The following is a 20,632-nucleotide window of genomic DNA, read 5'->3' on the forward strand; positions in this document are numbered from 1 at the left end:
GGCTCGGACCGCGGTTTAGGCGAACACGCCGTGCTCGCGTGCAAGGCTCGCCGCAGCCGGCGTGACGATCTGATCCGGCCGGATCGTGAGCCTCTGGCGGCGGAGCATCGCCTGGCGCACGTCGGTCTCGGTCACCACGCGGCGGGGGACGGTGAGCGGGCGGCTGGCGCCAGAGGCCGGGGCCTCGCGCGGGGCCTCAATGCCGAGGTCCAAGCCCGCCACCCAGCGCGCGGTCGCGGGCGAGCCTGCGCCAACCCACAGCGTGTGCTCTACGAACAGCCCCAGCGTGGTCCCGTCCTCTATGGGCAGCGAGAGCGCGATGGGACCGAGCACGAGCGTGCCGGTCTCTCCCAGACCCCACGCGCGGCGGAGTGCCGAGGGCGCGACGAGTCGCGAGCGGACGGGCGCGACCTCTGGCGCCGCGACGGCGCCGAGCGGGCCGGAGAGCCGGAGGCCTTTGTGATCCGTTATTGCAATGGCTTTGTCGGTCTCCACACGTGTTTGCGCTCCAACAGACACCGAGACCGTCGCCAGAGGCTCGCCCAGCCGGATGATGTCTACGCGCTCCGATCCGCGGAGCGATGCGCTGCCGAAAAGCGCCTTCGCGTCCTCTGGCGCGAGGACGGCGCGTGACGCCAGAGGCGTGACCGGGATCGCGTCGGGCCTCATTCGTGGCAGCCGCAGTCGTCGCCGGGGAGGAAGCGGGCTTCCACGTCCATCAACTTTTGGACGCGTGCGGCGTGGCGACCGCCCTCGAAGTCCGTCGCCAAGAACTCCGCGAGGATGCGCTTGCAGGACTCGACGCCCATCGTGCGTGAGCCCAGCGTGATCACGTTCGCGTCGTTGTGCGCACGGGCGTTGAACGCCGAGAACACGTCCGGGCAGAGCGCGGCACGCACGCCGGGCACCTTGTTGCACACCATCGCGCTGCCCACGCCCACGCCGTCGATCATCAGGCCTCTGGCGACGGCGCCGGTCTGCACCAGCCGCGCGACGGCAAAGGCGAAATCCGGGTAGTCCACGCTGTCCGTGCTGGTCGTGCCCACGTCGCGGACGGTCCAGCCCAGCGATTGGGCATACGCGACGAGCGGCGCTTTCAGATCAAAGCCGCCGTGGTCGCAGCCGACGGCGAGCGTCTTGGGCGGCGGCACGGGGCCGCTGGAGCCAGAGGCAGCGGGCCGCTCAGCCTCTGGCGAGACGAAGGTGAGTCCGCTGTCCTTTGCGAGGTCGCGCGCGAGAGCGGTGATCAGCGCGTCGTCGGCGACAGCGAGCGTCGTCGCGCCCGCGTCGAGGGCGTCGCGCACGTGGCGCTCGGAGATAAGGGGGCGTCCGGGCATGCGGGAAGCTACGGGGTGTGAGGGTGTGAGGGTGTGAGGAGGGCCGCGGCCCGGTTTGTTCCGCCACAGGCCTCTGGCGTCACGCGCCATCCGCTCTGCCTCTGACTCCACTCTGCCTCCGGCGCTCGTTCGGTCTCCCGTAGGGCGTGAGGCACACCCCCGACGCTCAGGGTCCCACCGGGTCCCGCCAGAGGCTCCGGCGGTCGAACCGGCCCTCACCCTGTCTCTCTCCAGAGGGGAGAGGGGACCTCGGAGGTAGGTCCCAGGAACCCTCTGGCGCCAGAGGCGAGCGAGGGACAGCTTTACCCAGAACCCAGAACCCAGAACCCAGAACCCAGAACCCAGAACCCAGAACCCAGAACCCGTCGAAACATCGGTTGCCCGGCTTGGAAGCGCTACCGATCTTGGGGGCCCTTCCAACCCACACCTCATATGAGCGTCGTACCCCCTCCCACCTCGTCCCCAACAGTCGCAGCGCTGCCCAAGGTCTCCGCCTACGAGATCGCTACCGGCAACTTCAACAAAGCTGCAGACATCATGGGCCTCAGCGACGAGTGGCGGACGCTCATCCGCACACCCTTCCGCGAGATGAAGGTGGAGGTGCCGTTGCACCGCGAGGACGGGACCATGACGGTCTTTAGCGGCTTCCGCATCCAGCACAACGGCGCCAGAGGCCCATTCAAAGGCGGCATCCGGTTCTCGCCCCACGTGGACGAGCTGGAGGTCCGCGCGCTCGCGGAAACGATGACGTACAAGACCGCCCTCGTCGACATCCCGTTTGGCGGAGGCAAAGGCGGCGTCAACGTTGACCCGCGCACGCTCACGCAGATGGAGCTGGAGCACGTGACGCGCCGCTATGTCTCGCGCATCCACCTCATCCTCGGCCCCAACCGCGACGTGCCCGCGCCTGACATGGGCACGAACGCGCAGACGATGGCGTGGATCGTGGACCAGTACGGACGCCAGCACGGCTACAACCCGGCCGTTGTGACCGGCAAGCCGCTAGAACTCGGCGGGAGCCCGGGCCGCGAGCAGGCCACAGGCCGAGGCGTCGTCATGGTCGGCCTTGCCGCCGCGCGCGACCACCTCGGCATGGACCCCAAGGAGATCAAGGTGGTCGTGCAGGGCTTCGGCAACGTGGGCATGAACGCCGCGCTCCTCTTCGCCGAGGCCGGGTGCACCGTCGCGGCCGTGAGCGACATCTCCGGCGGATATCACAACCCGAACGGCCTCAACCTCGAAGAAGCCATCGCCTTCAAAAACCGCGAGGAGGGCGACGGCACGCTGGCTGGCTACTCGGCCTCTGGCGTCGAGTTCGTGGCCCACGAGGACTTTATGGGGCTGGACTGCGACATGCTGGTTCCCGCCGCGATGGAGAGCGCGATCCACAGCGACAACATGGACACCGTTAAGGCGAAGCTCATCGTGGAGGGCGCGAACCTGCCCGTGACGCCAAAGGCCGACGAGTACCTAAAGGAAAAGGGCGTTCTCGTGGTTCCGGACATCCTCGCCAACGCGGGCGGCGTGATCGTGAGCTACTTCGAGTGGAGCCAGAACTTCCAGCAGTATCGTTGGAGCGAGGAGGACGTGAACTCCCGGTTGGAGCGCATCATCATCAAGGCCTACGACGACGTGGCCGTGCAGATGAAACGCCACGAGGCCTCCATGCGCGAGTCCGCTTTCGCGCTCGCCATTGACCGCGTGGTCACCGCCGAGAAGCTCCGCGGCGCGCTCTAGCCTCTGGCGCCCAATACCTGTCCGCATCCCGACGCCAGAGGCCTCCCCGCCTCTGGCGTCGGCGCGTTTGGGAGGTCTCGCCAGAGACGTTATGCTGAGGCACCTGGCTTCTCAGATCTATGCGCGTATTGGTTCTCTGGCTCGTCCTCGCCTCCGCCGCTGCTGCGCAGGAGCCCGACTTTCAGTTCGCGCAGGGCCCCTGGCGCACAGACCATGAACTCATCGGCGTGCTCGCGGACGGGTACGTTCTCGGCAGCATCGACGGGCAGTTGATCGCCTCCGACGACGGTGGTCTCAGTTGGACCGTCCGCGAAGGCGTCGCGGTGCCTCTGGCGATCGTGGAGCACGAGGGCGAACTCATCGGCGCGTTCGGCGCGGAGGGCATCCGGCGCTCGACGGATGGTGCGCGCTCATGGGGCGCGCCAGAGGCGGTCGGCGGGCAGGTGGAGCAATTGGCCTCTGGCGGGGACGCGCTGTGGGCCGCTACTCAGACCGCTGTATTCAAATACGAAGACGGTAGGTGGGCTGACCTGTCCTTTCCGCTGGAAACGTCGGAGCGCATTGGGGGAGTCGCAGTGCTAGATGGCGTAGGTGGAGTATCTGTGTGGCGCGGCTTCGATACGGGGTCTGTGTACGCTATCCGCACGCTCGACGGTGGAGGAACGTGGGCCCGGCGTAGCATCGGTGTGTGTTCGCCAAGCGGGGTGGCTGTGGCTGGGCGTGAACTCTGGTACGGCCGCGCAGGATGCGATGTCAACTTCATCGGGTACTTCTCAGGCGGCTTGTACCGATGGCCGGAGGACGCCGTGTCCCCGCGCGAAGTCACGAGAGGGGACGTGCGCAGCGTCGTCACTACGAAAGGTGGCACTGTTGTGTACGCCACCGGCTCGGCACTCGTTGAGGCGGCCTCTGGCGATACCTTGACGAACCTCCGTGCTCAACCAGCAACGCTCTCGCTCGATGGAGCCAACCCGCTGTTGTGGACGACGACAGAGGTAGAATGTGGGGTCGACCCACCGTGCTACGCCGCCCAAGTCGGGGGAGGAATCGAGGTACGCGTGGATGACAGGTGGGCGCAAACGGGAGTCCTTGCTGATGAGACACGTCAAGTTTTGTATTTGAATGGGCGGCTGTTTGCGAGCACCGATGAGTCCATCTTCGAAATCGTGGAAGAGACGTGGGAAATTCCGGCTCGGTCCCTACTCGGCGTCCGCACCCTCGCCGACGTGCCTGCCATCGGGCCTCTTGCACTGGTGGACCCTAGCCCCGTCGGCGGTGGACTCTTTCCAAATGCAGTCGATTTAGAGGAGCCTAGCACGGATGTGTTCATCAACTCATTCGGCCTTGCTATCGCGCAAACCGAGACCTCTGTAGTTGTCTCGTTTCGAGGAGGGTTCTATTCAAGCGGGAGCGAGGATGGCGTCACGCTATGCCCGATAGCTGAGTTCTACGAGTGCGAGTATGATATCGACCTTCGCCTTCCGTTCGACAACGTGCGCACGCTTCACGCCTCTGGCGCGAACGTCTACGCGGGCGCCAGTGGCCCTTCGAACGAGTGGAATTACGAGCCACGTCCACTCCCCACGCCGGTCTGGGCCTCTGGCGACGGCGGCCAGACCTGGGCCGATGACTCCGAAGGACTCACCGACGTGAGCGAGGCCTTCGCGTTCGCCTCTGGCGAGGGCGAAGCGTGGGTCGGAACAGACGTGGGCATTTTCCACCGGATCGACGGACAGCCATGGACGCTCAGCCTGGACACGAGCGAGCGCGTCTACGTGCTGGAACGCGACGCCAGCGGCGCGCTTCTCGCAGGCGGCGAAGGTGGCCTCTGGCGCCTCAGCGAGACTGGCTGGGCGCCGTACGGAACTGGCCTGAGTGGGCGCACGGTCTACGACATCGCGCTGGACGAAACCGACGGCACGCTCGCTCTCGCGACCGACCGCGGCGTGTGGGCCACGCGTCCGCTCGTGACGGTGGAGAGCGAAGCTGCACCGCCAGAGGCGCCTGCACAACTCACGCTCTCAGCGTTTCCCAACCCCGCCTCTGGTGCCGTCCGCATCACCGCCGTCTCGCCAGAGGCGGGACCCGTGCGCGTGCGCGTGTTCGACGTCCTGGGTCGCGAGGTGGCAGACCTCGGTTCGCACGCCTCTGGCGCGACGGTGACGTGGACCGGAGCCGCGCCTGCCGGGATCTACCTCGTGCGCGCCGAAACGGCTACCTCCACCGTCACGACGCAGATCACGCGCCTGCGGTGATCCCGACGACCTCTGTTTGCGCGCCAGAGGCTCCGAGGAGGGAGCGGTACCACGCCGTCGCTTCGTTTAGTTGCTCCGTATGGGCCTCTGGCGCCCACAGGATGCTCAGCGTCTCGCGCGTGGCATCGTGCGTTTTGGTGCGCTGGCTGTCGCGGACGGGGTTGGCGCACGGGCCGCTGGCGTCGAACAGGCAGAGCAGGCCGTCCAGCTTGATCTCGTGGCCGCTGGCGTTGAACACGTAGGCGTCACCCGGCTCGCCAGAGGCGATGCGGAACGGTGCCGCGGCGCGGTCCAGGCTTACGACCGAGATGGGCAGACCGCTGTGCAGCGAGACCGCGTTGCACGCGTCCACAGCGGCGTTGATGGGGCCAAGGAATCCGCCCTCCGCGGCTTTGACGAGGTACTCACTCGCGGGCTTGCCGCGTCCGGTGGGCTTGTAACCCCTGGCGCGGAGCAGATCGCGCACGGCCATTCTCACGTCCTCGTCCCGCGCCAGAGGCGCGTCGGCACCGAGGGACAGCAGATCCGTCACGGCCTCTGGCGTCTCCGTCTCCGCCAGAGGCGCGGGGAACGACGTGCGGAACGCGGCGACGGCGAGGCCGGGGTAGTCGGAGACGGCGATGTGCATGGAGCCTCTGGCGGGGGGCGGCAAGATCGCCAGAGGCTCGCGTCTCGTCTAGGGCGCGGCGTCTAGGCTATCGTCCGGGGCCTCGTCTTCGATGAGACCGGCCTGGGAGAGCGCGTCGCCCAGAAAGGCGCCGTCGGTGCCGAGCGCGATGGCCTCGCGGATCATCGAGGAAAGATTGCCGCTGACCTTGGTGAGCATCAGGTTGTCCTCGGCGGCGACGATGGCGAGCAGGTTGGTGATCTCCTGGTTGCGGCCGCGCTCGCGCAGCATGATCCACACGGCGGCGGAGGAGTCGCGGACGGTCACGAAGGGGTGCCAGCCGCCGCGCTCGTACCGATCCAAATAGGCAGGCTTCTCGATGAGACGTCCGTCGAACCCGCCCCGGATGGGGCGGGAGGAGAACTTCACGCTGGCGACATGGCGCCCGATCTGGCGGGGGATCTTCGAGGACTCGGGCGCGAAGGCCCACGCCCCGAGCTGAACCGTGGCGAGCGAGACGGGGCCGACGCTCATCGAGATGCCGCCGCCGACGTCCGCGCCGGTCTGGCGCTCGATGTCCTGGCCGACGCGGCGGCCGATGCGAGACATCTCGAAGGAATAGCACCCCGAAAGCGCGAGGCCGCAGACGACGAGCAGGAGGAGGGGAGCCTTACTCATCGTCCTCACCCTCGTCGTCGCCCATCGAGAAGGACACGTTGCCGAAACGCTTGCTGAGCTGCGCCACGTCGGCGGGGGAGATCGTCCCGTCGATGTGGACGAACACGGCGTTTTCGGTACCGTCCTCCTCATCGTCGGCGATGGCCATGACGGCCATGCCGCCAAAGGAGTCGCCGTCGTCGAGGACGTACACCCACACGTCGCCTTCGTCGTTGGGGGAGTCCGGCTGGGAGCGGACGCGGACCATCGTCATCCAGCCGTCTTGTTCGAACGTCTGCCCGATGCCGTTCATGCTGGAGAGGAAGCGCGGGCGCTGCCCGTCGGTGGAGTAGATGCGGACGGTGACGGAGCGGAGGCCGTTCAGCATCATCGCGACGTCGGGTTCGTCCTCGCCAGCGGCGGCGGCGGCAAGCTTGAGAAGGGAGCCGCGGAGGTTGACCTCCACCATCGGCTGCGCGTCAAAGAGTTGGTCGAGCCGGGCTACGTCGAACGTGGACTGGGCGCGAGGCGCCAGAGGCGCGAGGAGGACCGCGAGGGCAGCCAGGAGGAAATAGCGTTTCATCGGGTTAGAAGGGAAGCGTTTGATCGAGAGTGGAGGAGAGCGCGCCGGCCTCGCTGCGGACGGCCCGGCCGGCCTGTCGCTGGGCGCCTGCGATGAGGGTGAAGGCCAATTCGAGATCGGCCTGGGCGCGGTCGATGTCCTGCGGTGTAGGGGTGGGCTCGGCGTCCGCGACGAGCGGATCCTGAACCGTATCGGGTGTCGGCTGCGGCGCGGGGGCCTCTGGCGACGAGTCGGGGCGAGCAGCGCGGCGGCGTGGGGCGCGAGGCGCGACGCGGCGAGGCGCCGGGCGTGGCGTTTGGGCCACGCGGTCGGGCTCGGGGGCGGTCTCCGCCTCTGGCGCCAGCGGCGCTTCGGGACGCGCGCCGTCTTCCTGCGGCGTATCGAGCGAGTCGTCCGCCAGAGGCGGGGGCGCAAGCGGTGTCTCGTTCTCGGCAACGACGGCCTCTTGCGGCGTCGAATCCGGGCGGAGCGCCGTCCACGAAAGCGCGGCGAGAAGGAGAGCGGCAAGCGTGACGCCGCCCACCCGCCAGAGGCGAGAGTCGGTGCGCGAGGCCACTGCGCCTCTGGCGCCAGAGGCGCGGGCGGGCCGGTCCGCGGCGAGCGTGCGAGCGCCAGAGGCGGATTCGCGGCTCGCCTCCCGGCGGGCCTGAGCGAGCGCGGCTTCAATGAGGGCGGGCGGAGCTGTGACGGCGCCGCGGGCGGCGAACACGCTGTCGACGCGGCGGGCGAGCGCGGCCTCGGCGGCGCAGGTCTCGCAAACGTCGAGGTGGGTCTGCACATCGGGAGCCGTGGGCTCTCCCGCCAGGAGCAGGTCGAGATCGTGGGGGCGGTCGGGGCAGGTCATGGGATCGGGATGAGGTCCGGCGCCGCGAGGACGAGCGCCTCGCGGAGGCGCCGCTTGGCGCGGTGCAGGTAGACCTTCATGGTGTTCAGCGGGAGGTCGAGCGTGTCGGCGACCTCCTGGTAGGCGAGGCCTTCGACCTCGCGCAGGATGACGATGGAGCGGTAGGGTTCGTCCAGCGTGGCGAGCGCGCGGTCCAACTCGCGCTGGAACTCGGCGCTTTCGGCGTCTTCCTCTGGCGAGGGCGTCTCCGCCAGAGGCTCCATCAGCGTTTGGGGATCGTGGGCGGGTTGGGGGCGCGAGCGGCGGCGGCGGATATGGTCCAGCGCGCAGTTGCGCGCCACGCGGCAGCACCAGGCGCGCTGGCTGGTTTCGGGGATCTCGGCGCAGCCGCGCCAGACCTTGACGAGGGCCTCTTGCGCCGCGTCGGCGGCCTCGTCGGCGTCGCGCAGGAGGTTGAGCACCACGCGGTAGACGAGGTCTGCGTGCCGCCGCACGAGGTCGTCTTGGGGAGCAAGGGAGGAGGTAGCGTGGCGCATCTTCGGGGTGAGGTACTGCAGCGACGCACCCCGTTCCGAGAAGGTTACAGCCTTGGGAGAAACCGCCGGTCCTCGCGCAAAAGAGCCTCTGGCGACTGCGCCAGAGGCCTCTCAAACCCGAAGCACCGTTCTAGCGCGCGACCACGACGCGTTGGGTCTGCACCTCGGCGCCTATCGCGGCGCGGAGCACGTAGACCCCAGGCGCGAGGCCGCTGGCGTCCAGGCGCAGCGCCGTTTCGCCGCTCGCCAGAGGCCCGTCGTGGAGAACGTGGACGCGCCGCCCGCGCACGTCATACAGGACGACCTCGGCGTCGCCAGAGGCGGGGAGTGTGAGCGCGACGGTCCCGGCGCCCCCCCCCATCGGTTGTGGCCACACGCGGAGGCTCGCCGCGGCCTCTGGAGCGCGTTCGGTCTCCACCACGTTGAGAAGCGTGAACGTGATCGTACCGACCGGTGTGAGTGTGCCGCCGACGACGAACGGCGCGGCCTCGATGCGCGCGATGGGCTCCTGCGGGTCCGTGTCCGCATCGCCAGAGGTGTAGCTCGGCCCACTGTCGGTCCCGGCGTCCCACACGTACAGCGGTTGGCGGATCTCGGCGCGCCACGCACCCTCGGTATCGCGCAGGTCCAGGCCTTCGGTCCCCACGAACCAGTCCGGGCTGGGCGCGATCATGGAGACGAGTGTCACGAGCGCGTGCGTGTCAGTCGCGGTGAGTTCCAGTCCGACTGAGCCGGGCGATACGCGAATTCCGCCGCCCTGAACCACGTGGAGCGCCGAGCCGCTGGCGCGCAGCGCATCGACCTCGGCGTGGAGCGCGCCTGTGCTCCCGGTCTCGGCCATCGCCTCGATCCCGCCAGAGGCGATCCCGCCGGCCTCCCACAGCTTCGCACCCTCAGCGTGCACCGCGCCGACAAGGGGCGAGAAGTGCGGATCGCCGGGAAACCCATCGGGGTGCGTTTGCGCGCTCCAGGTCGCCTCCAGCGTCACGAAGTAGGTGGCCGAGGACTGTGCGAGGGCCGCGCCGCTGAAGAGCAACACGAGGCAAAGAGAGAGGACGAGGCGCATAGATCGGCACGGGAGCGTACGTGTCCAACGTACGCCGCCCGCTCGCGACTGCAGGCCTCTGGCGTTAGTCGGCGACGTGGACCGAGGCCACCATGCGCCACGGCTCGCCTCGCGCCATCCGTACCGCTACGCGAACCGGCTCGCGCCCGATGCGGACGCGCCCGCTCCACACGTCGCCAGAGGCCCGAAGCTCTTGGTTGAGCACGCCGCCGTCGAAAATGGCGACCTCGCGCGCGCCCTCCACCTGCACGCGGATCGCGGCGCGAGTGCCGGCGGTGTACCCGTCGGGCGGGACGGGGCTGAGGAGCCGGAACCTCACGCCGTGCGTGAGCGCCCACGGCGGGCCTTCGCCCTGCTGCGAGACGTTGGAGTTCCACGGGTTGCGGCGCGTGGTCTGGCCCGGAGCGTCCAGGCACTCCGCCAGAGGCTCGGTTCTCGCCACCGCGTCGGCGAGTGAGAGCGGAGAGGCCAGAAGCTGCCACCGCTCCAGCGTCGGGATGTGCGTGCGTGCGAAGTCGTCGGGCGGTGTGGCGAACCACTCGGGCTTGTAGCGCGCGATAAACCGGCCTCTGGCGACGCCGCCAGCGGCCCATGTCGGGTCCAACAGGATCCAGTCGCGCCCGGCGCGCGCGGCCACCCAGGCGTGAAGCCCGTCGGGCGAGATCGCAGCGGTCCCGTTTCGCGGAAGGCCCCACCCGTCCACGTACTCCGCCTCGATGTCCATCTCGGTGAGGAGCGCGACGAGCAGCCGCGCGTAGCCCTCGCACACGCCCATGCGCGCCGCAAACGTGGTGTCGGCGGACTGGCTCGGGCGCCTTCCCGTGAGCGCGTCCACGTCGTACGCGATGCGGTCCGCGGTCCATCGGAATGCGGCGCGGATACGGGCGCCGTCGCTTCGTCCGGCGCGGTGGAGGTAGCGCGCGAGGTGTTGGATGCTTCGCTCTTCTCGATCCGTCGCCGCCAGCGCGTACCCGTCCACGGCGGACCAGTCGCCGCTCGCCAGAGGCGAAGGGCAGGACTGCGCGACCGCCTGGGGCGCGAGAACGCAAAGCAGGAGCAGAAGGCGGCACATCCGCCCCGTATCGGCCATGCGCGGCCGTTCTCAAACGTCCTCCCGTCCGGTGACGACCGCGTGCCGCCAGAGGCCTCTGGCGCCGCCTACGGCGCGAGCGAGTCGGCGAGGCGGCTCGCGGCCTCTCGCGCGGCGCGCTCGAAGCCGTCGCCGCCAGAGGCGTAGAGGATGCCGCGCGAGGAGTTGACGAGGATCGGTCCGCCCGCGTTCGCGCGGAGCACGTCCCCCGCTGTGCCGCCCTGCGCGCCCACGCCCGGCACGAGCAGCGGCGCCTCGGGATACGCCTCGCGGATCTCGGCCAACAACTCGGGCCGCGTCGCGCCCGCTACGAAGCCGACCGTTCCTGGTAGCCCGTCGCCCGCTCGAATCGCCATGTCTGCGGTGTGGCGCCAGAGGCTCCGCTCGTCGCCGTCCGCGCCTCTGGCGACAAGCGCCTGCAGGTCCGCGCCGCCGGGGTTGGAGGTAGTCACGAGGACGAACGCGCACCGGCCTTCGTGCTCCAGGAATGGCGCGACCGAATCTGAACCCATGTAGGGCGCGACCGTGCTCGCGTCGCCCAACAGGCGGTCGTACAGCGAGGTCGCATAGCGCCGTCCCGTGTTGCCGATGTCGCCGCGCTTGCCGTCGAGGATCAGGAGCCGGCCGCTGGCGCGGACCGCCTCGCACACGGCGTCGAGCGCGTCCCAACCGTCCGGGCCGTAGGCTTCGAAAAACGCGAGGTTGGGCTTGAACGCGGCCGCGCGCTCGGCCGTGGCCTCCACGATCGCGCGGCAGAACGCCGCGGCGCCCGTCGCGCCGGCGGTCTCGCTCGCGCCAGAGGCGAACGCGGCCGGCATCCGCTCGGGGTCGGGGTCGAGGCCGACGCAGAGGACGGAGCCGCTGGCGCCAGAGGCGGCGGCGAGGCGGGCGGGGAAGGGCGTCATGGGCAGGGGCGGATGGTGTCGGAAATATCCGGCATCAGGTTCTCGCCGCGCGCCTTGAATCGACCGATGATCTCGAATCGCGGGTTTCCCTCGGGGTCGCCTCGGTCAGGGCGGCGTCCCTGGTCGAGATAGCCGTTCACGCGCAAGCGGCCCTCGATCACCGTGTCCGAGCGGTACTGCACCTCAAGCGACACGTCGTAAACGGTGGTGTCTGGGTCGGGGCCCAGGTTGAACACACCGGGTCCGGTTTCCACGCGCCCAGAGACCGCGCGGTCCGTTGGATTCGTGCGCGCGGGTTCGCGGGCCCGGAAGTAGTACGTGCAGCCTTGAAACGGATCGTCCGAGTCGTAGACCATCTGAATCAGCAAGTCGTCCGGGTCCTGAAGCGTAATCGTGTACTGCCGTCCGTTCGCCGCAGGGTCTGCCACCGCCGTAGCGTCCCCTCGAAAGCCGATGGTGTCGAAGGAACTACCGATCCGCTTCGCTTCGAAGTCCGCGTCGCCGCGGATGGCATCGCACCCCGCGATGAGACACGCGGCGAGGAAGAGGAGGGGCGTAGATCTCATGGGGCGCCGGGAGAGCAGGACGTCCCAAGCTACCGGGCCTCTGGCGAAACAAGGGAGCGAAAAGCTGCGGGTCCTGATAACGAGAGGCCTTCGCGCCAGAGGCCGCGTTTCGCACAATCCGGGCTTGCCGGAGGGACCCCGGGGGCTGTTCTTGGCGTTGCAAAAGCGCTTCCAACGACACACCTCTCAGCCAGAACCGACTATGTCTCTCCTCACCCAGCTAAAAGGCGTCTCCGCTCGCGATCAGAAGATGATCGAGGAGGCCGAAGTCATGATGGGGCCCGAGCCCGATGAAATGGGCTTCATCAAGAACCTCTTCTGGGGACGCGTCCGCGAGGAACTCGTCTTCCCGTACCCCGAGGTCTCGCCAGAGGAGAAGGCCAAGACGGACGCCCTCGTCGAGGAACTGGAGGCGTACATGCAGAACGAGCACCCCCGCGTGCAGATCGACGCCGAGGAGCGGATCCCGGAGTGGGCCATCCAGCGCCTGTTCGACATGGGTGTGCTCGGCATGACCATCCCCGAGCAGTACGGCGGCCTCGGGCTGGGCGTGGCGAGCTACAACCGCGTGCTCGAAACCATCGGCCGGTACTGCGGCTCCACGTCCGTCGTGGTCAGCGCGCACCAGTCCATCGGCTGCAAAGCGCTGATGCTGTTCGGCACGGAGGAGCAGAAGGACGAGTTTCTCCCCATGGTGGCGCGCGAGAAGCTCTCCGCCTTCGCCCTCAGTGAGCCGCAGGTCGGCTCCGACGCCGCGGGCCAGGAGACGACGTGCTACTGGGACGATGAGGAGTAGGTCTATGTCCTCAACGGCGAGAAGAAGTGGTCCACCTCTGGCGCCTACAGCGGTCTCTACACCGTGATGGCGAAGCACCGTTATACCGACCCCAAGACGGGCAAGGAGCGCGACGGCGTAACGGCTCTCATCGTGACGCCCGACATGGAGGGCGCCGAGGTCTTCGAGGCCAACCGTTCCAAGACCGGCATCCGCGGCACGTGGCAGGCCCGTTTCCGCTTCACGAACGTCAAGGTCCCGGCGAGCCGCCGCCTCCACACCGAGGGGCAGGGCCTTAAGGTCGCCCTGACGTGCCTCAACTACGGCCGCTGCACGCTCAGCGCGGGCGTGACCGGCGCCGCCAAGCAGGCGTCCGAGCAGGCCACCAAGTGGGCCAGCACGCGCTACCAGTTCCAGCGGCCTCTGGCGGACTTCGAGCTCGTGCAGAAGCGCATCGCCGAGATGCACGCGCTGACGTATGCCATGGACGCCGCGCTCTACATGACGTGTGGCTTCCTGGACCGCCACGACAAGGACATCATGGTCGAGACGGCCGCGTGTAAGGTCTTCTGCTCCGAGCAGGGCTGGAACGTGATCGACAGCGCCATGCAGATCATGGGTGGCGAGGGCTACGTGACCGAGAACGAGTTCGACCGCCTCTGGCGCGACAACCGCATCCACCGCATCGTGGAGGGCTCGAACGAGGTCATGCAGTCGTTCATCTTCGCCTACGGCGGCAAGCAGCTGGCGGAGCACATGCTCGGCTTGCTCAACGCTGTCTCGTGGGACGGAGAGGAGACCCCCGCTGAGAACCTCGGCCGCATCTTCGGCAACGCGTTCAAGCCGGCGACGGTCAAGGCCGGCACGCCGATCGCAGCCGAGCTCTACCTCGGCAAAAAGGTCGCCAAGAGCGATGTCGCCCGCGTCCACCCGAGCCTCCGCACGTTTGCGGACCGCCTCGCGAAGCACGCGCAGAACCACACGATGGTGTTCAAGAAGGCGTCCAAGGCCTTGGAGGACGAGATCGTGGGCCGTCAGGCCGTCCAGGCTCGCCTGGCCGATAACGCAATCCTGATGTTCGTGTGGGCCTCGGTCCTCTCGAAGCTGGACCGCCAGATGGCCTCTGGCGCCAGCGGCACGGCGTGGGAGCGCGACAAGGCCGCCGGCCTGCATTTCCTCCACATGGCGCACGAGACCATCGAGGAGAACAACCGGAAGGTCATGAAGAACTCCGACGACTCCATGCGCCGCGCGGCCGCCGCCGCCATCAACTGGGTGGAGACGATGCCGAACGAGGAGTTCTACATCCACGAGTCCAGCCCGATCGCGGCCGGCACGGGCCACCCGGTCCAGAAGGCGTACGTCAAGCAGTTCCCCGGCGACGGCGAGCCGTTCGTCCCGACCGACGGCGCCTCTGGCGACGGCGCGATGGCCGACGCCACGCCAGCCAACGCGTAGAGCCCCCTGGGTTTCCCGCTCCGGCGCCCCCTCTCATCCGTGGGAGGGGGCGCCGTCCGTTTCGGCCTCTGGCGCCAGAGGCCCGTATCCTGATCCATCGACCTTCCGATTCCCATGCGCGCCTTCCTGCTCACCTTTGTCCTCCTCGTCGCTTCGGGCGCGTCTGCCCAAGACCTCGGCGAGACCTCGTTCGCCAACTCCGGCGAAGCGGATGCGCAGGAGCCATTCTTGCGCGGCCTCCTCTTGCTCCACTCGTTCGAGTACGACGACGCGCGCGACGCTTTCCGCGAGGCGCAAGAGGCTGACGCCGGCTTTGCGATGGCGTACTGGGGCGAGGCGATGACGCACAACCACCCGGTCTGGATGCGGCAAGACCGCGACGCCGCGCTGGCGGTCCTCGCTCGCATGGAGGCCAATGCCGTGGAGGTGACGCCGCGCGAGCGGGACTACCTCCGCGCGCTCGGCTTCCTCTTCGACATGGGTGAGGAGGAGCAGTACGACAAGGAAACGCGGGACGACCGCTACGCCACCGCCATGCGCGCGCTCGCCGAATCGTACCCGGACGATCTGGATGCCCGAGCCTTCTACGCGCTATCGATTCTCGGGACCGCGCACGAGGGCCGCGACTTCACGACTTACATGAAGGCAGCGGCGGTCGCGGAGGAGGTGTTCGACGCCAACCCGCGGCACCCGGGCGCAGCGCATTACCTCATCCACGCCTATGACGATCCGGTCCACGCCCCGCTCGGGCTCCGTCCTGCGCGCGTGTACTCGGACATCGCGCCGGCGGCCAGCCACGCGCTCCACATGCCGACCCACATCACGCTCGCGCTCGGCATGTGGGACGAGGTCGCCGAGCTCAACGAGCGCAGCTACGACGCCGCTCGAGCGGCGTCCAACCGCCGCGGCGAAGAACTCAACGGCCACGGCTGGCACGCGCTTTGGTGGTGGCACTACGCCGCGACGCAGCTCGACGACCGGCCTCTGGCGGATTCGCTGCTCGCCGTCGCCCGGACAGCAGCTGAAGCGGACTTCGACGGCTCCACCGCGCAGGCGCACATCGGACGCATCGCGGCGCAGCACGCGACGGCGTTCGGGGACGGCTCCGTCTGGAACCGCGTGACGGAGTCTGGAAGAGGCTCGCTCTCGACGCGCGCCCAGATCGATTTCGCCAGAGGCTTCGACGCGGCCATGTCCGGTGACCTCGGCCGCGCACGCCAGATCGCGGACCGGCTCTCGGAGGCCTCTGGCGAGGACACGGCGTGGAGCGTCCGCGCGGCGGCGCTGGCGCTCGACGGGTTGGTGCTGATCGGGGAAGAGCAGACCGAGCAAGGCGTGGAGAGACTGCGCGAAGCTGCCGCGCTCGAAGCCGAGGCGCCGCTCATGTTCGGGCCGCCCTCGCCGGTCATCCCCGCGCACGAGGCGCTGGGCTACGCGCTTCTCGCCTCTGGCGATGCGGCGGGAGCCGCCGAGGCGTTCGAGGTGGCGCTGAGCCGCGCGCCCAACCGTCGGCAGTCGGTCCGCGGTCTCGCACTCGCCCGCGACGCGCAGTAGCGCAGACGCCAGAGGCCTGCGGTCCTCACCGAACTCTCGCTCTCTTCCGGGATCCGCGCCAGGGGCCACGGCTACCATCGGGAAACACCTCCCTGAACATGGCCAAGAAGCAGCCTCTGGCGCCCGGATTCGAGCGCACCGTATTGGACAACGGCGTCCGCGTCGTGACCGAAAGCATCCCCTCCGTCCGCAGCGTTGCCGTGGGCGCGTGGGTGGACGCGGGCAGCCGCGACGAGACCGAGTCCGAGGCCGGGCTCACGCACTTTATCGAGCACCTCGTCTTCAAGGGGACTCGGGCGCGTCAGGGGCACCACATCAACCAGCGGATGGAATCCGTCGGCGGCTACCTCAATGCGTTCACGACCAAGGAGAACACCTGCTTCTACGCCCGCGCTCTGGATGAGCACCTCGCGCGCGCGCTGGACACCACCCTGGACCTCGTCACGCAGCCAACGCTGCCGCCGCGCGAGATCGAGAAGGAGAAGGATGTCGTGATCGAGGAGATCAAGATGTACGAGGACGCGCCAGAGGACCACGTCTACGACCACTACGAGGCGGCGATGTACCCCGGCCACCCGCTCGGCCGGCCCATCATCGGCACGCCCGAGACGGTCCGCTCGTTCTCGCGCGAGGACCTCACTGGCTTTATGGATCGCCACTACGTGCCCAACCGGCTCGTCGTCAGCGTCGCCGGCCACGCCCGCCACGCCGACGTGGTGCGGCTCGTGGAGAAGCAACTCCGCGACTTCGACCGCGCGCCAGAGGCCTTCCGCCGTGAGCCCGCCAACGACTACACGCCTCTGGCGACGGAGATCGAGGTCACGACGACGCAGCAGGCGCACCTCGTGGTGGGCACGCGCAGCTTTGGCGCGTTGGACGAGCGGCGCACGGCGCTTAGCGTGCTCAACACGATTCTGGGCGGCGGGATGTCCTCGCGGCTCAACCAGAACATCCGCGAGAAGTACGGCTACTGCTACTCCGTCTACTCGTTCGTCAACCTCGTCCGCGACGCGGGCGACGTGGGCGTGTACATGGCGACCGACCCCTCGCGTCTGGACCGCTCGCGCCAACTCATCGTGCGCGAGTTGCAGAAGCTCGCCGCCGCGCCGGTCAGTGCGCGAATGCTGGCGCGCGCGAAAGAGCAGCTGAAAGGCTCCGTGATGTTGGGCGTCGAGAGTATGTCAAACCGCATGCAGCGTCTGGGACGCGTGGAACTGACGTACGAGGAGCACATCTCGTTGGACACAGCCATCGAGGAAGTGATGGCGGTGACGGCCGAGGACGTGCGGAGCGTGGCCGAGGCGCTATTCGTGGAGGACCGGCTGAGCACGGTCGCGCTCGTGCCGGCGGCGTAGCCTCTGGCGCCAGAGGCCTCTGTCCTATCGTTGAACGCGAAGGTTCTCGGCAGGGCAAACGCCTATCTCTGACTGGCATGCGCCAGGGTCGCAACTGATTCCCTATCCTGCCGTACCCCCCTTTTGCTCGCACACGAGGCGCACCATGTCAAAGACCACGTTTGTCATCCTCACGACGCTCGCTTTCGCCGTGGCAACGCTGGCGATCGGGATTCGGGGGATCGAAAACTGGGAGCCGTACGAGCTCTCGTTTTACTACGTAGCGTTGGCCTGGGCTGCGCACGACGTATACCGCCGTCGCGTCCAGATAACGGCGTCTTAGAGGCAAGGGGGGCGCAGAGCCGTCCGCTGCAGCTCTTCCGCAGACGAGATCCGCGCCCGGCCTGAGACCGACCGCGGCAGAGGCCTCTGGCGCTAGCGCGGCAGCCCCACGTTGTTAAAGGCCGAGCGGAAGTCCGCATTCGGAAGGTCCAGCCGGAGCAGGTCCTTGAGGTAGCCGCTCTTGAGGTAGATCCCCACGCTGAATGCCTTAACGGGTCCGATAGGCGTCCAGCGGATCTGCATCTCCCAGCAGTGGAGGTCGCGGCGGAGCACGAGCTGAGTGCTTGTGATCTCCTGCTCCAGCACGTCGAACCCGGCCGCGCCCGAGAGCCCCCAGTTGTCCGTGAGCTGGTACGTGAGGTTGTTCACCGCCACGGTCGTCGTCCACTGCGCGTCGCGCGTGCCAATTGCGGGACGGTAGGCCGCCGTGAGGTCGAAGCTCGCGCTCAGGCGCGGGTCGCGGGGGCCGAGCGCGAGCGTGCTCGCGGAGTAGTCCGGGTCGGAGGGATCGTAGAGGACGCCGGCGCCAGAGGCCGTGCGGACCGTCGAGCGCGGTCCTGCGGGCAGCTCCGCCTCGCCGGGGACGCGCGCCAGAGGCTGCCTCTGGCGGGAGCGGAGGCTCCAGCCCGCGTTGAAGCGCAGCGCTTCGAGGCGCACCGGCCGGCCCGTTGCCGCGAGGTAGGTGGCGTCCGTGAGCGCGCCGGTGTCATCGAGGGAGTACGCCGAGAACGAGCCGCTGGCGGAGGCCTGGAACGGGCCGGACCCGGCGCTCGCGCGAAACGAGACGTTGTCGATGGGGCGCTCGTCGGCCGCGAAGTTGTAGCCGCCGCTGATGGCGAGCGAGAGGAGTTGAAGCGCTCGCCGCGACTCTTCGCCCGTGGAGTCCGTGCTGACTACGCGCGTGAGAAACGCGTTGTCCAGGCTGAACCGGAGCCCGCCGACGGGCTGCGTGGGGACTCCAGATAGCGTGGCGAAGCGCCGTTCCACGCCCGCCGTATCCGTCAGCACCTGCACCGTGTTGAACGGCGCAGCGGAAAAGTCCGGTTGCGCGACAAGCGAGACGCTGGGGCGCAGCACGTGCCGAAGGCCATCCAGGTTGGCGACCCGAACGGGGGCCGTGCCGTACAGCGCGGTCCGAAGGCTGAGCTCGGCACGTACGCGGCGGTCGAAAAAGAACCCGTCCTCCTGCGTCTCCACGAACGCGCCAGAGGCCGGGTCCAGCGCGCGCAGGGTCCGCTCGTCCACCCAGTTCTCGGCGTAGGTGACGCTCGGCGTGATGTCGAGGTTGTAGCGCGGGACGGAGAACGAGGCGGAGATCGGCACGTTGTGCGAGGCTCCATAGGCGAACCGCTCGCCCTCGGCGTTGCCTCTGGCGAAGGCGTCGCCGCTGAAGAGAGCATCCACCCAGGACGGGGCGCCGCCATCGTCGAACAGGCTGTCGGCCTTCGGGACGTAGGAAAACGCGTTCGTGGCCGAGCCGGAGTAGGAGACGCCGATCTTCTCGTACCAGCGCTCGCCGCGCCCGTCGCGCCTCTGGCGCTTAAAGGGGAACCGCCGCTGCTGGCTAAACGAGAGGCTGGGAAGCGTGAGCTGTGCTGAACTGACGTCGAACTGCTGGTTTGCGCGAAGCTGGACCGTGAGCGAGCGCCCCGCGCGGGGCCACGTCTGCGCGTAGCTCACCGTCGAGGTCGAACTCTGGCGGACCTGGCTCGCGAGGTCGTCGGAGACGAACCGCGCGCTGGAGGACTGGAGGTCCACATCGGCGGAGAGGCGTTGCCCGGCGGGGAAGGTCTGGGTGTGGTTCCACCGCAGCGCGACGGGCGTCGCGATCTGAAAATCGAGGTCGTCGCGCTCGCCGCGGCGCAAGCGGCCGTAGGAAAGCGAGATGTCGCCGTCGTAGGCGTAGCGCCGGGTGTAGTCCAGCCGCGCGTAGCCCTGAATGGACCCCGTCGTGCCGATCTTGCCTCGGACGATGGCGCCGAGGTAGTCGTTGACGGCCCAGTAGTAGCCGAGGTCTTCGAGGAAGAGCCCGTAGTCCGGGCTCGTGCCGAAGCCCGCCGCCAGAGGCCCGCTGCGCCGGCCTTCGGTCGCGGGGAAAAAGCCAAACGGCAGCCACAGCGGCGTCGGGATGCCGAGCAGACGGAGCCGGACCGGTCCGGTGTAGACCGTCTTGCCGTCTACGACTTTGATGCGCCCGGCCTCCATCGCGTAGTGCGGATGGTCCAAGTCGCAGGTGGTGTAGGCCGCGTTTTCGGCGTAGATGATGTGCGGCGCGGCCTGCTTGACGACGCCCGCGAGCAGGAAGCCGTCGTCCAGTTGCGTACGCCCGCCCACGATGCGCCCACGCCGCGTCCGCAGGTTGAACGCCAGCTCGTTGCCGGTGAACCCTTCGTCGCCCTGCGCGAACGTCGGAATCCCGACCTGAGCGTCTTGCAGCGCCAGAGGCCTCGCGCGAAGCGTTTCACGGCCCAGGAAAATCTCCACGAGCCCCGCGTCCAGCGTTGCCCCGTCGTACTCCGCTCGGGCCTCGCCGAACAGCGCGGCCTGGTCGTCCGCCCGTTCGCCGCTGGCGAGCGAATCGCGAGGTGCGAACACGATGCGGAGTGAGTCGGCCGCGCGGAAGGTGACGGGCTGTTCTAGACCGCCCTCGGCCGCTGGCGCCAGAGGCACGCCGTAGTCAGTGCGCGCGGGGCGGGAGGGGAGAGCGGGCCGCGTCGTATCCGCCACGGCGCCGGGATCGGGTACGCGGGCCGAGTCGGCTGGCGCCAACGTGATCTCGCGCGGGGCCGCCGTCGAGTCCGCCGTCTGAGCGTGCGCAGCGCCAGAGGCGAGCAGGAGCAGGAGCGTAAGGGCGCGGAGCACGGGGCGGGGCGGGGACTCCGGCGCAACGCCCGCACCTCCAGCCCTCGTGCCCCCCAGGGCCGTCCGCGCCAGAGGCACGGCGCTACGCCTCTGGCGCGGTGCAGGCGCACACGGCGCGGCAGGC

18 protein-coding genes and 1 pseudogene are annotated in these 20,632 nt (G+C 68.6%); 7 read left to right on the forward strand and 12 right to left on the reverse strand.

What is annotated here, in order from left to right; genetic code table 11:
* Positions 1–15: 15 nt before the first annotated feature.
* A complete protein-coding gene (locus tag BSZ36_RS06305; protein ID WP_094547086.1) occupies positions 16–669 on the reverse strand; it encodes a hypothetical protein in 654 nt (217 codons plus the stop codon).
* Positions 666–1,337: a ribose 5-phosphate isomerase B gene (gene rpiB / locus BSZ36_RS06310; RefSeq protein ID WP_094547088.1), complete on the reverse strand. Its 672-nt coding sequence runs from the start codon at positions 1,335–1,337 to the stop codon at positions 666–668. Before rpiB ends, BSZ36_RS06305 begins: the two co-directional genes overlap by 4 nt.
* Positions 1,338–1,814: 477 nt before the next feature.
* Between rpiB and BSZ36_RS06315 the strand changes: the two genes are divergently transcribed.
* Positions 1,815–3,074 carry a Glu/Leu/Phe/Val family dehydrogenase gene (locus BSZ36_RS06315; protein WP_094551207.1) on the forward strand — a complete coding sequence of 420 codons (1,260 nt, stop codon included), beginning with the start codon at positions 1,815–1,817 and terminating at the stop codon, positions 3,072–3,074.
* 119 nt (positions 3,075–3,193) lie between these two features.
* Positions 3,194–5,329: a T9SS type A sorting domain-containing protein gene (locus BSZ36_RS06320; protein WP_094547090.1), complete on the forward strand. Its 2,136-nt coding sequence runs from the start codon at positions 3,194–3,196 to the stop codon at positions 5,327–5,329.
* Here BSZ36_RS06320 and BSZ36_RS06325 read toward each other — a convergent pair.
* From BSZ36_RS06325 to BSZ36_RS06365, 9 genes are all read right to left on the reverse strand, one after another.
* Positions 5,313–5,957 (reverse strand): phenylalanine--tRNA ligase beta subunit-related protein, encoded by a 645-nt coding sequence (locus BSZ36_RS06325; RefSeq protein WP_094547092.1) that lies wholly within the window; start codon positions 5,955–5,957, stop codon positions 5,313–5,315. The genes BSZ36_RS06320 and BSZ36_RS06325 overlap by 17 nt on opposite strands.
* 48 nt (positions 5,958–6,005) lie before the next feature.
* Positions 6,006–6,614 carry a DUF4252 domain-containing protein gene (locus BSZ36_RS06330; RefSeq protein WP_143536787.1) on the reverse strand — a complete coding sequence of 203 codons (609 nt, stop codon included), beginning with the start codon at positions 6,612–6,614 and terminating at the stop codon, positions 6,006–6,008.
* The gene (locus tag BSZ36_RS06335; RefSeq protein ID WP_094547096.1) at positions 6,607–7,176 is read right to left on the reverse strand and encodes a DUF4252 domain-containing protein; all 570 of its coding nucleotides are present in this window, start codon (positions 7,174–7,176) and stop codon (positions 6,607–6,609) included. Before BSZ36_RS06335 ends, BSZ36_RS06330 begins: the two co-directional genes overlap by 8 nt.
* Before the next feature lie 4 nt (positions 7,177–7,180).
* The gene (locus tag BSZ36_RS06340; protein WP_094547098.1) at positions 7,181–8,020 is read right to left on the reverse strand and encodes a hypothetical protein; all 840 of its coding nucleotides are present in this window, start codon (positions 8,018–8,020) and stop codon (positions 7,181–7,183) included.
* Complete coding sequence (locus BSZ36_RS06345; RefSeq protein ID WP_094547099.1) at positions 8,017–8,556, reverse strand: RNA polymerase sigma factor; 540 nt, start codon at positions 8,554–8,556, stop codon at positions 8,017–8,019. Before BSZ36_RS06345 ends, BSZ36_RS06340 begins: the two co-directional genes overlap by 4 nt.
* A gap of 130 nt (positions 8,557–8,686) precedes the next feature.
* On the reverse strand, positions 8,687–9,622 hold the full coding sequence (locus tag BSZ36_RS06350; RefSeq protein WP_094547100.1) for a spondin domain-containing protein: 936 nt from the start codon (positions 9,620–9,622) through the stop codon (positions 8,687–8,689).
* Positions 9,623–9,686: 64 nt separating this feature from the next.
* Positions 9,687–10,712, reverse strand: coding sequence for a transglutaminase domain-containing protein (locus BSZ36_RS06355; RefSeq protein WP_094547101.1), 1,026 nt, complete (start codon positions 10,710–10,712; stop codon positions 9,687–9,689).
* A gap of 68 nt (positions 10,713–10,780) precedes the next feature.
* Positions 10,781–11,617, reverse strand: a complete 837-nt coding sequence (pyrF, locus tag BSZ36_RS06360; protein ID WP_094547102.1) for an orotidine-5'-phosphate decarboxylase — start codon at positions 11,615–11,617, stop codon at positions 10,781–10,783.
* The gene (locus BSZ36_RS06365; protein WP_094547103.1) at positions 11,614–12,183 is read right to left on the reverse strand and encodes a hypothetical protein; all 570 of its coding nucleotides are present in this window, start codon (positions 12,181–12,183) and stop codon (positions 11,614–11,616) included. Before BSZ36_RS06365 ends, pyrF begins: the two co-directional genes overlap by 4 nt.
* A 202-nt stretch (positions 12,184–12,385) precedes the next feature.
* Between BSZ36_RS06365 and BSZ36_RS19680 the strand changes: the two genes are divergently transcribed.
* The 5 genes and pseudogenes from BSZ36_RS19680 (at position 12,386) to BSZ36_RS19310 (ending at position 17,647) form a co-directional block, all read left to right on the forward strand.
* Positions 12,386–12,979 carry an acyl-CoA dehydrogenase family protein gene (locus tag BSZ36_RS19680; RefSeq protein ID WP_218827589.1) on the forward strand — a complete coding sequence of 198 codons (594 nt, stop codon included), beginning with the start codon at positions 12,386–12,388 and terminating at the stop codon, positions 12,977–12,979.
* Between the two features lie 15 nt (positions 12,980–12,994).
* Positions 12,995–14,416 (forward strand): annotated as a pseudogene (locus BSZ36_RS06370) (acyl-CoA dehydrogenase family protein); the annotation flags it as partial.
* A gap of 114 nt (positions 14,417–14,530) precedes the next feature.
* Positions 14,531–15,970 (forward strand): hypothetical protein, encoded by a 1,440-nt coding sequence (locus BSZ36_RS06375; protein WP_094547104.1) that lies wholly within the window; start codon positions 14,531–14,533, stop codon positions 15,968–15,970.
* Between the two features lie 98 nt (positions 15,971–16,068).
* Positions 16,069–17,325: a M16 family metallopeptidase gene (locus tag BSZ36_RS06380; RefSeq protein ID WP_094547105.1), complete on the forward strand. Its 1,257-nt coding sequence runs from the start codon at positions 16,069–16,071 to the stop codon at positions 17,323–17,325.
* A gap of 145 nt (positions 17,326–17,470) precedes the next feature.
* A complete protein-coding gene (locus BSZ36_RS19310; protein WP_179271057.1) occupies positions 17,471–17,647 on the forward strand; it encodes a hypothetical protein in 177 nt (58 codons plus the stop codon).
* Between the two features lie 92 nt (positions 17,648–17,739).
* On the opposite strand, the gene BSZ36_RS06385 is transcribed toward BSZ36_RS19310, so the two are convergent.
* Positions 17,740–20,508, reverse strand: coding sequence for a putative LPS assembly protein LptD (locus BSZ36_RS06385; protein WP_094547106.1), 2,769 nt, complete (start codon positions 20,506–20,508; stop codon positions 17,740–17,742).
* Positions 20,509–20,632: the final 124 nt, after the last annotated feature.

This window comes from Rubricoccus marinus (assembly GCF_002257665.1).
Lineage (GTDB): Bacteria > Bacteroidota > Rhodothermia > Rhodothermales > Rubricoccaceae > Rubricoccus > Rubricoccus marinus.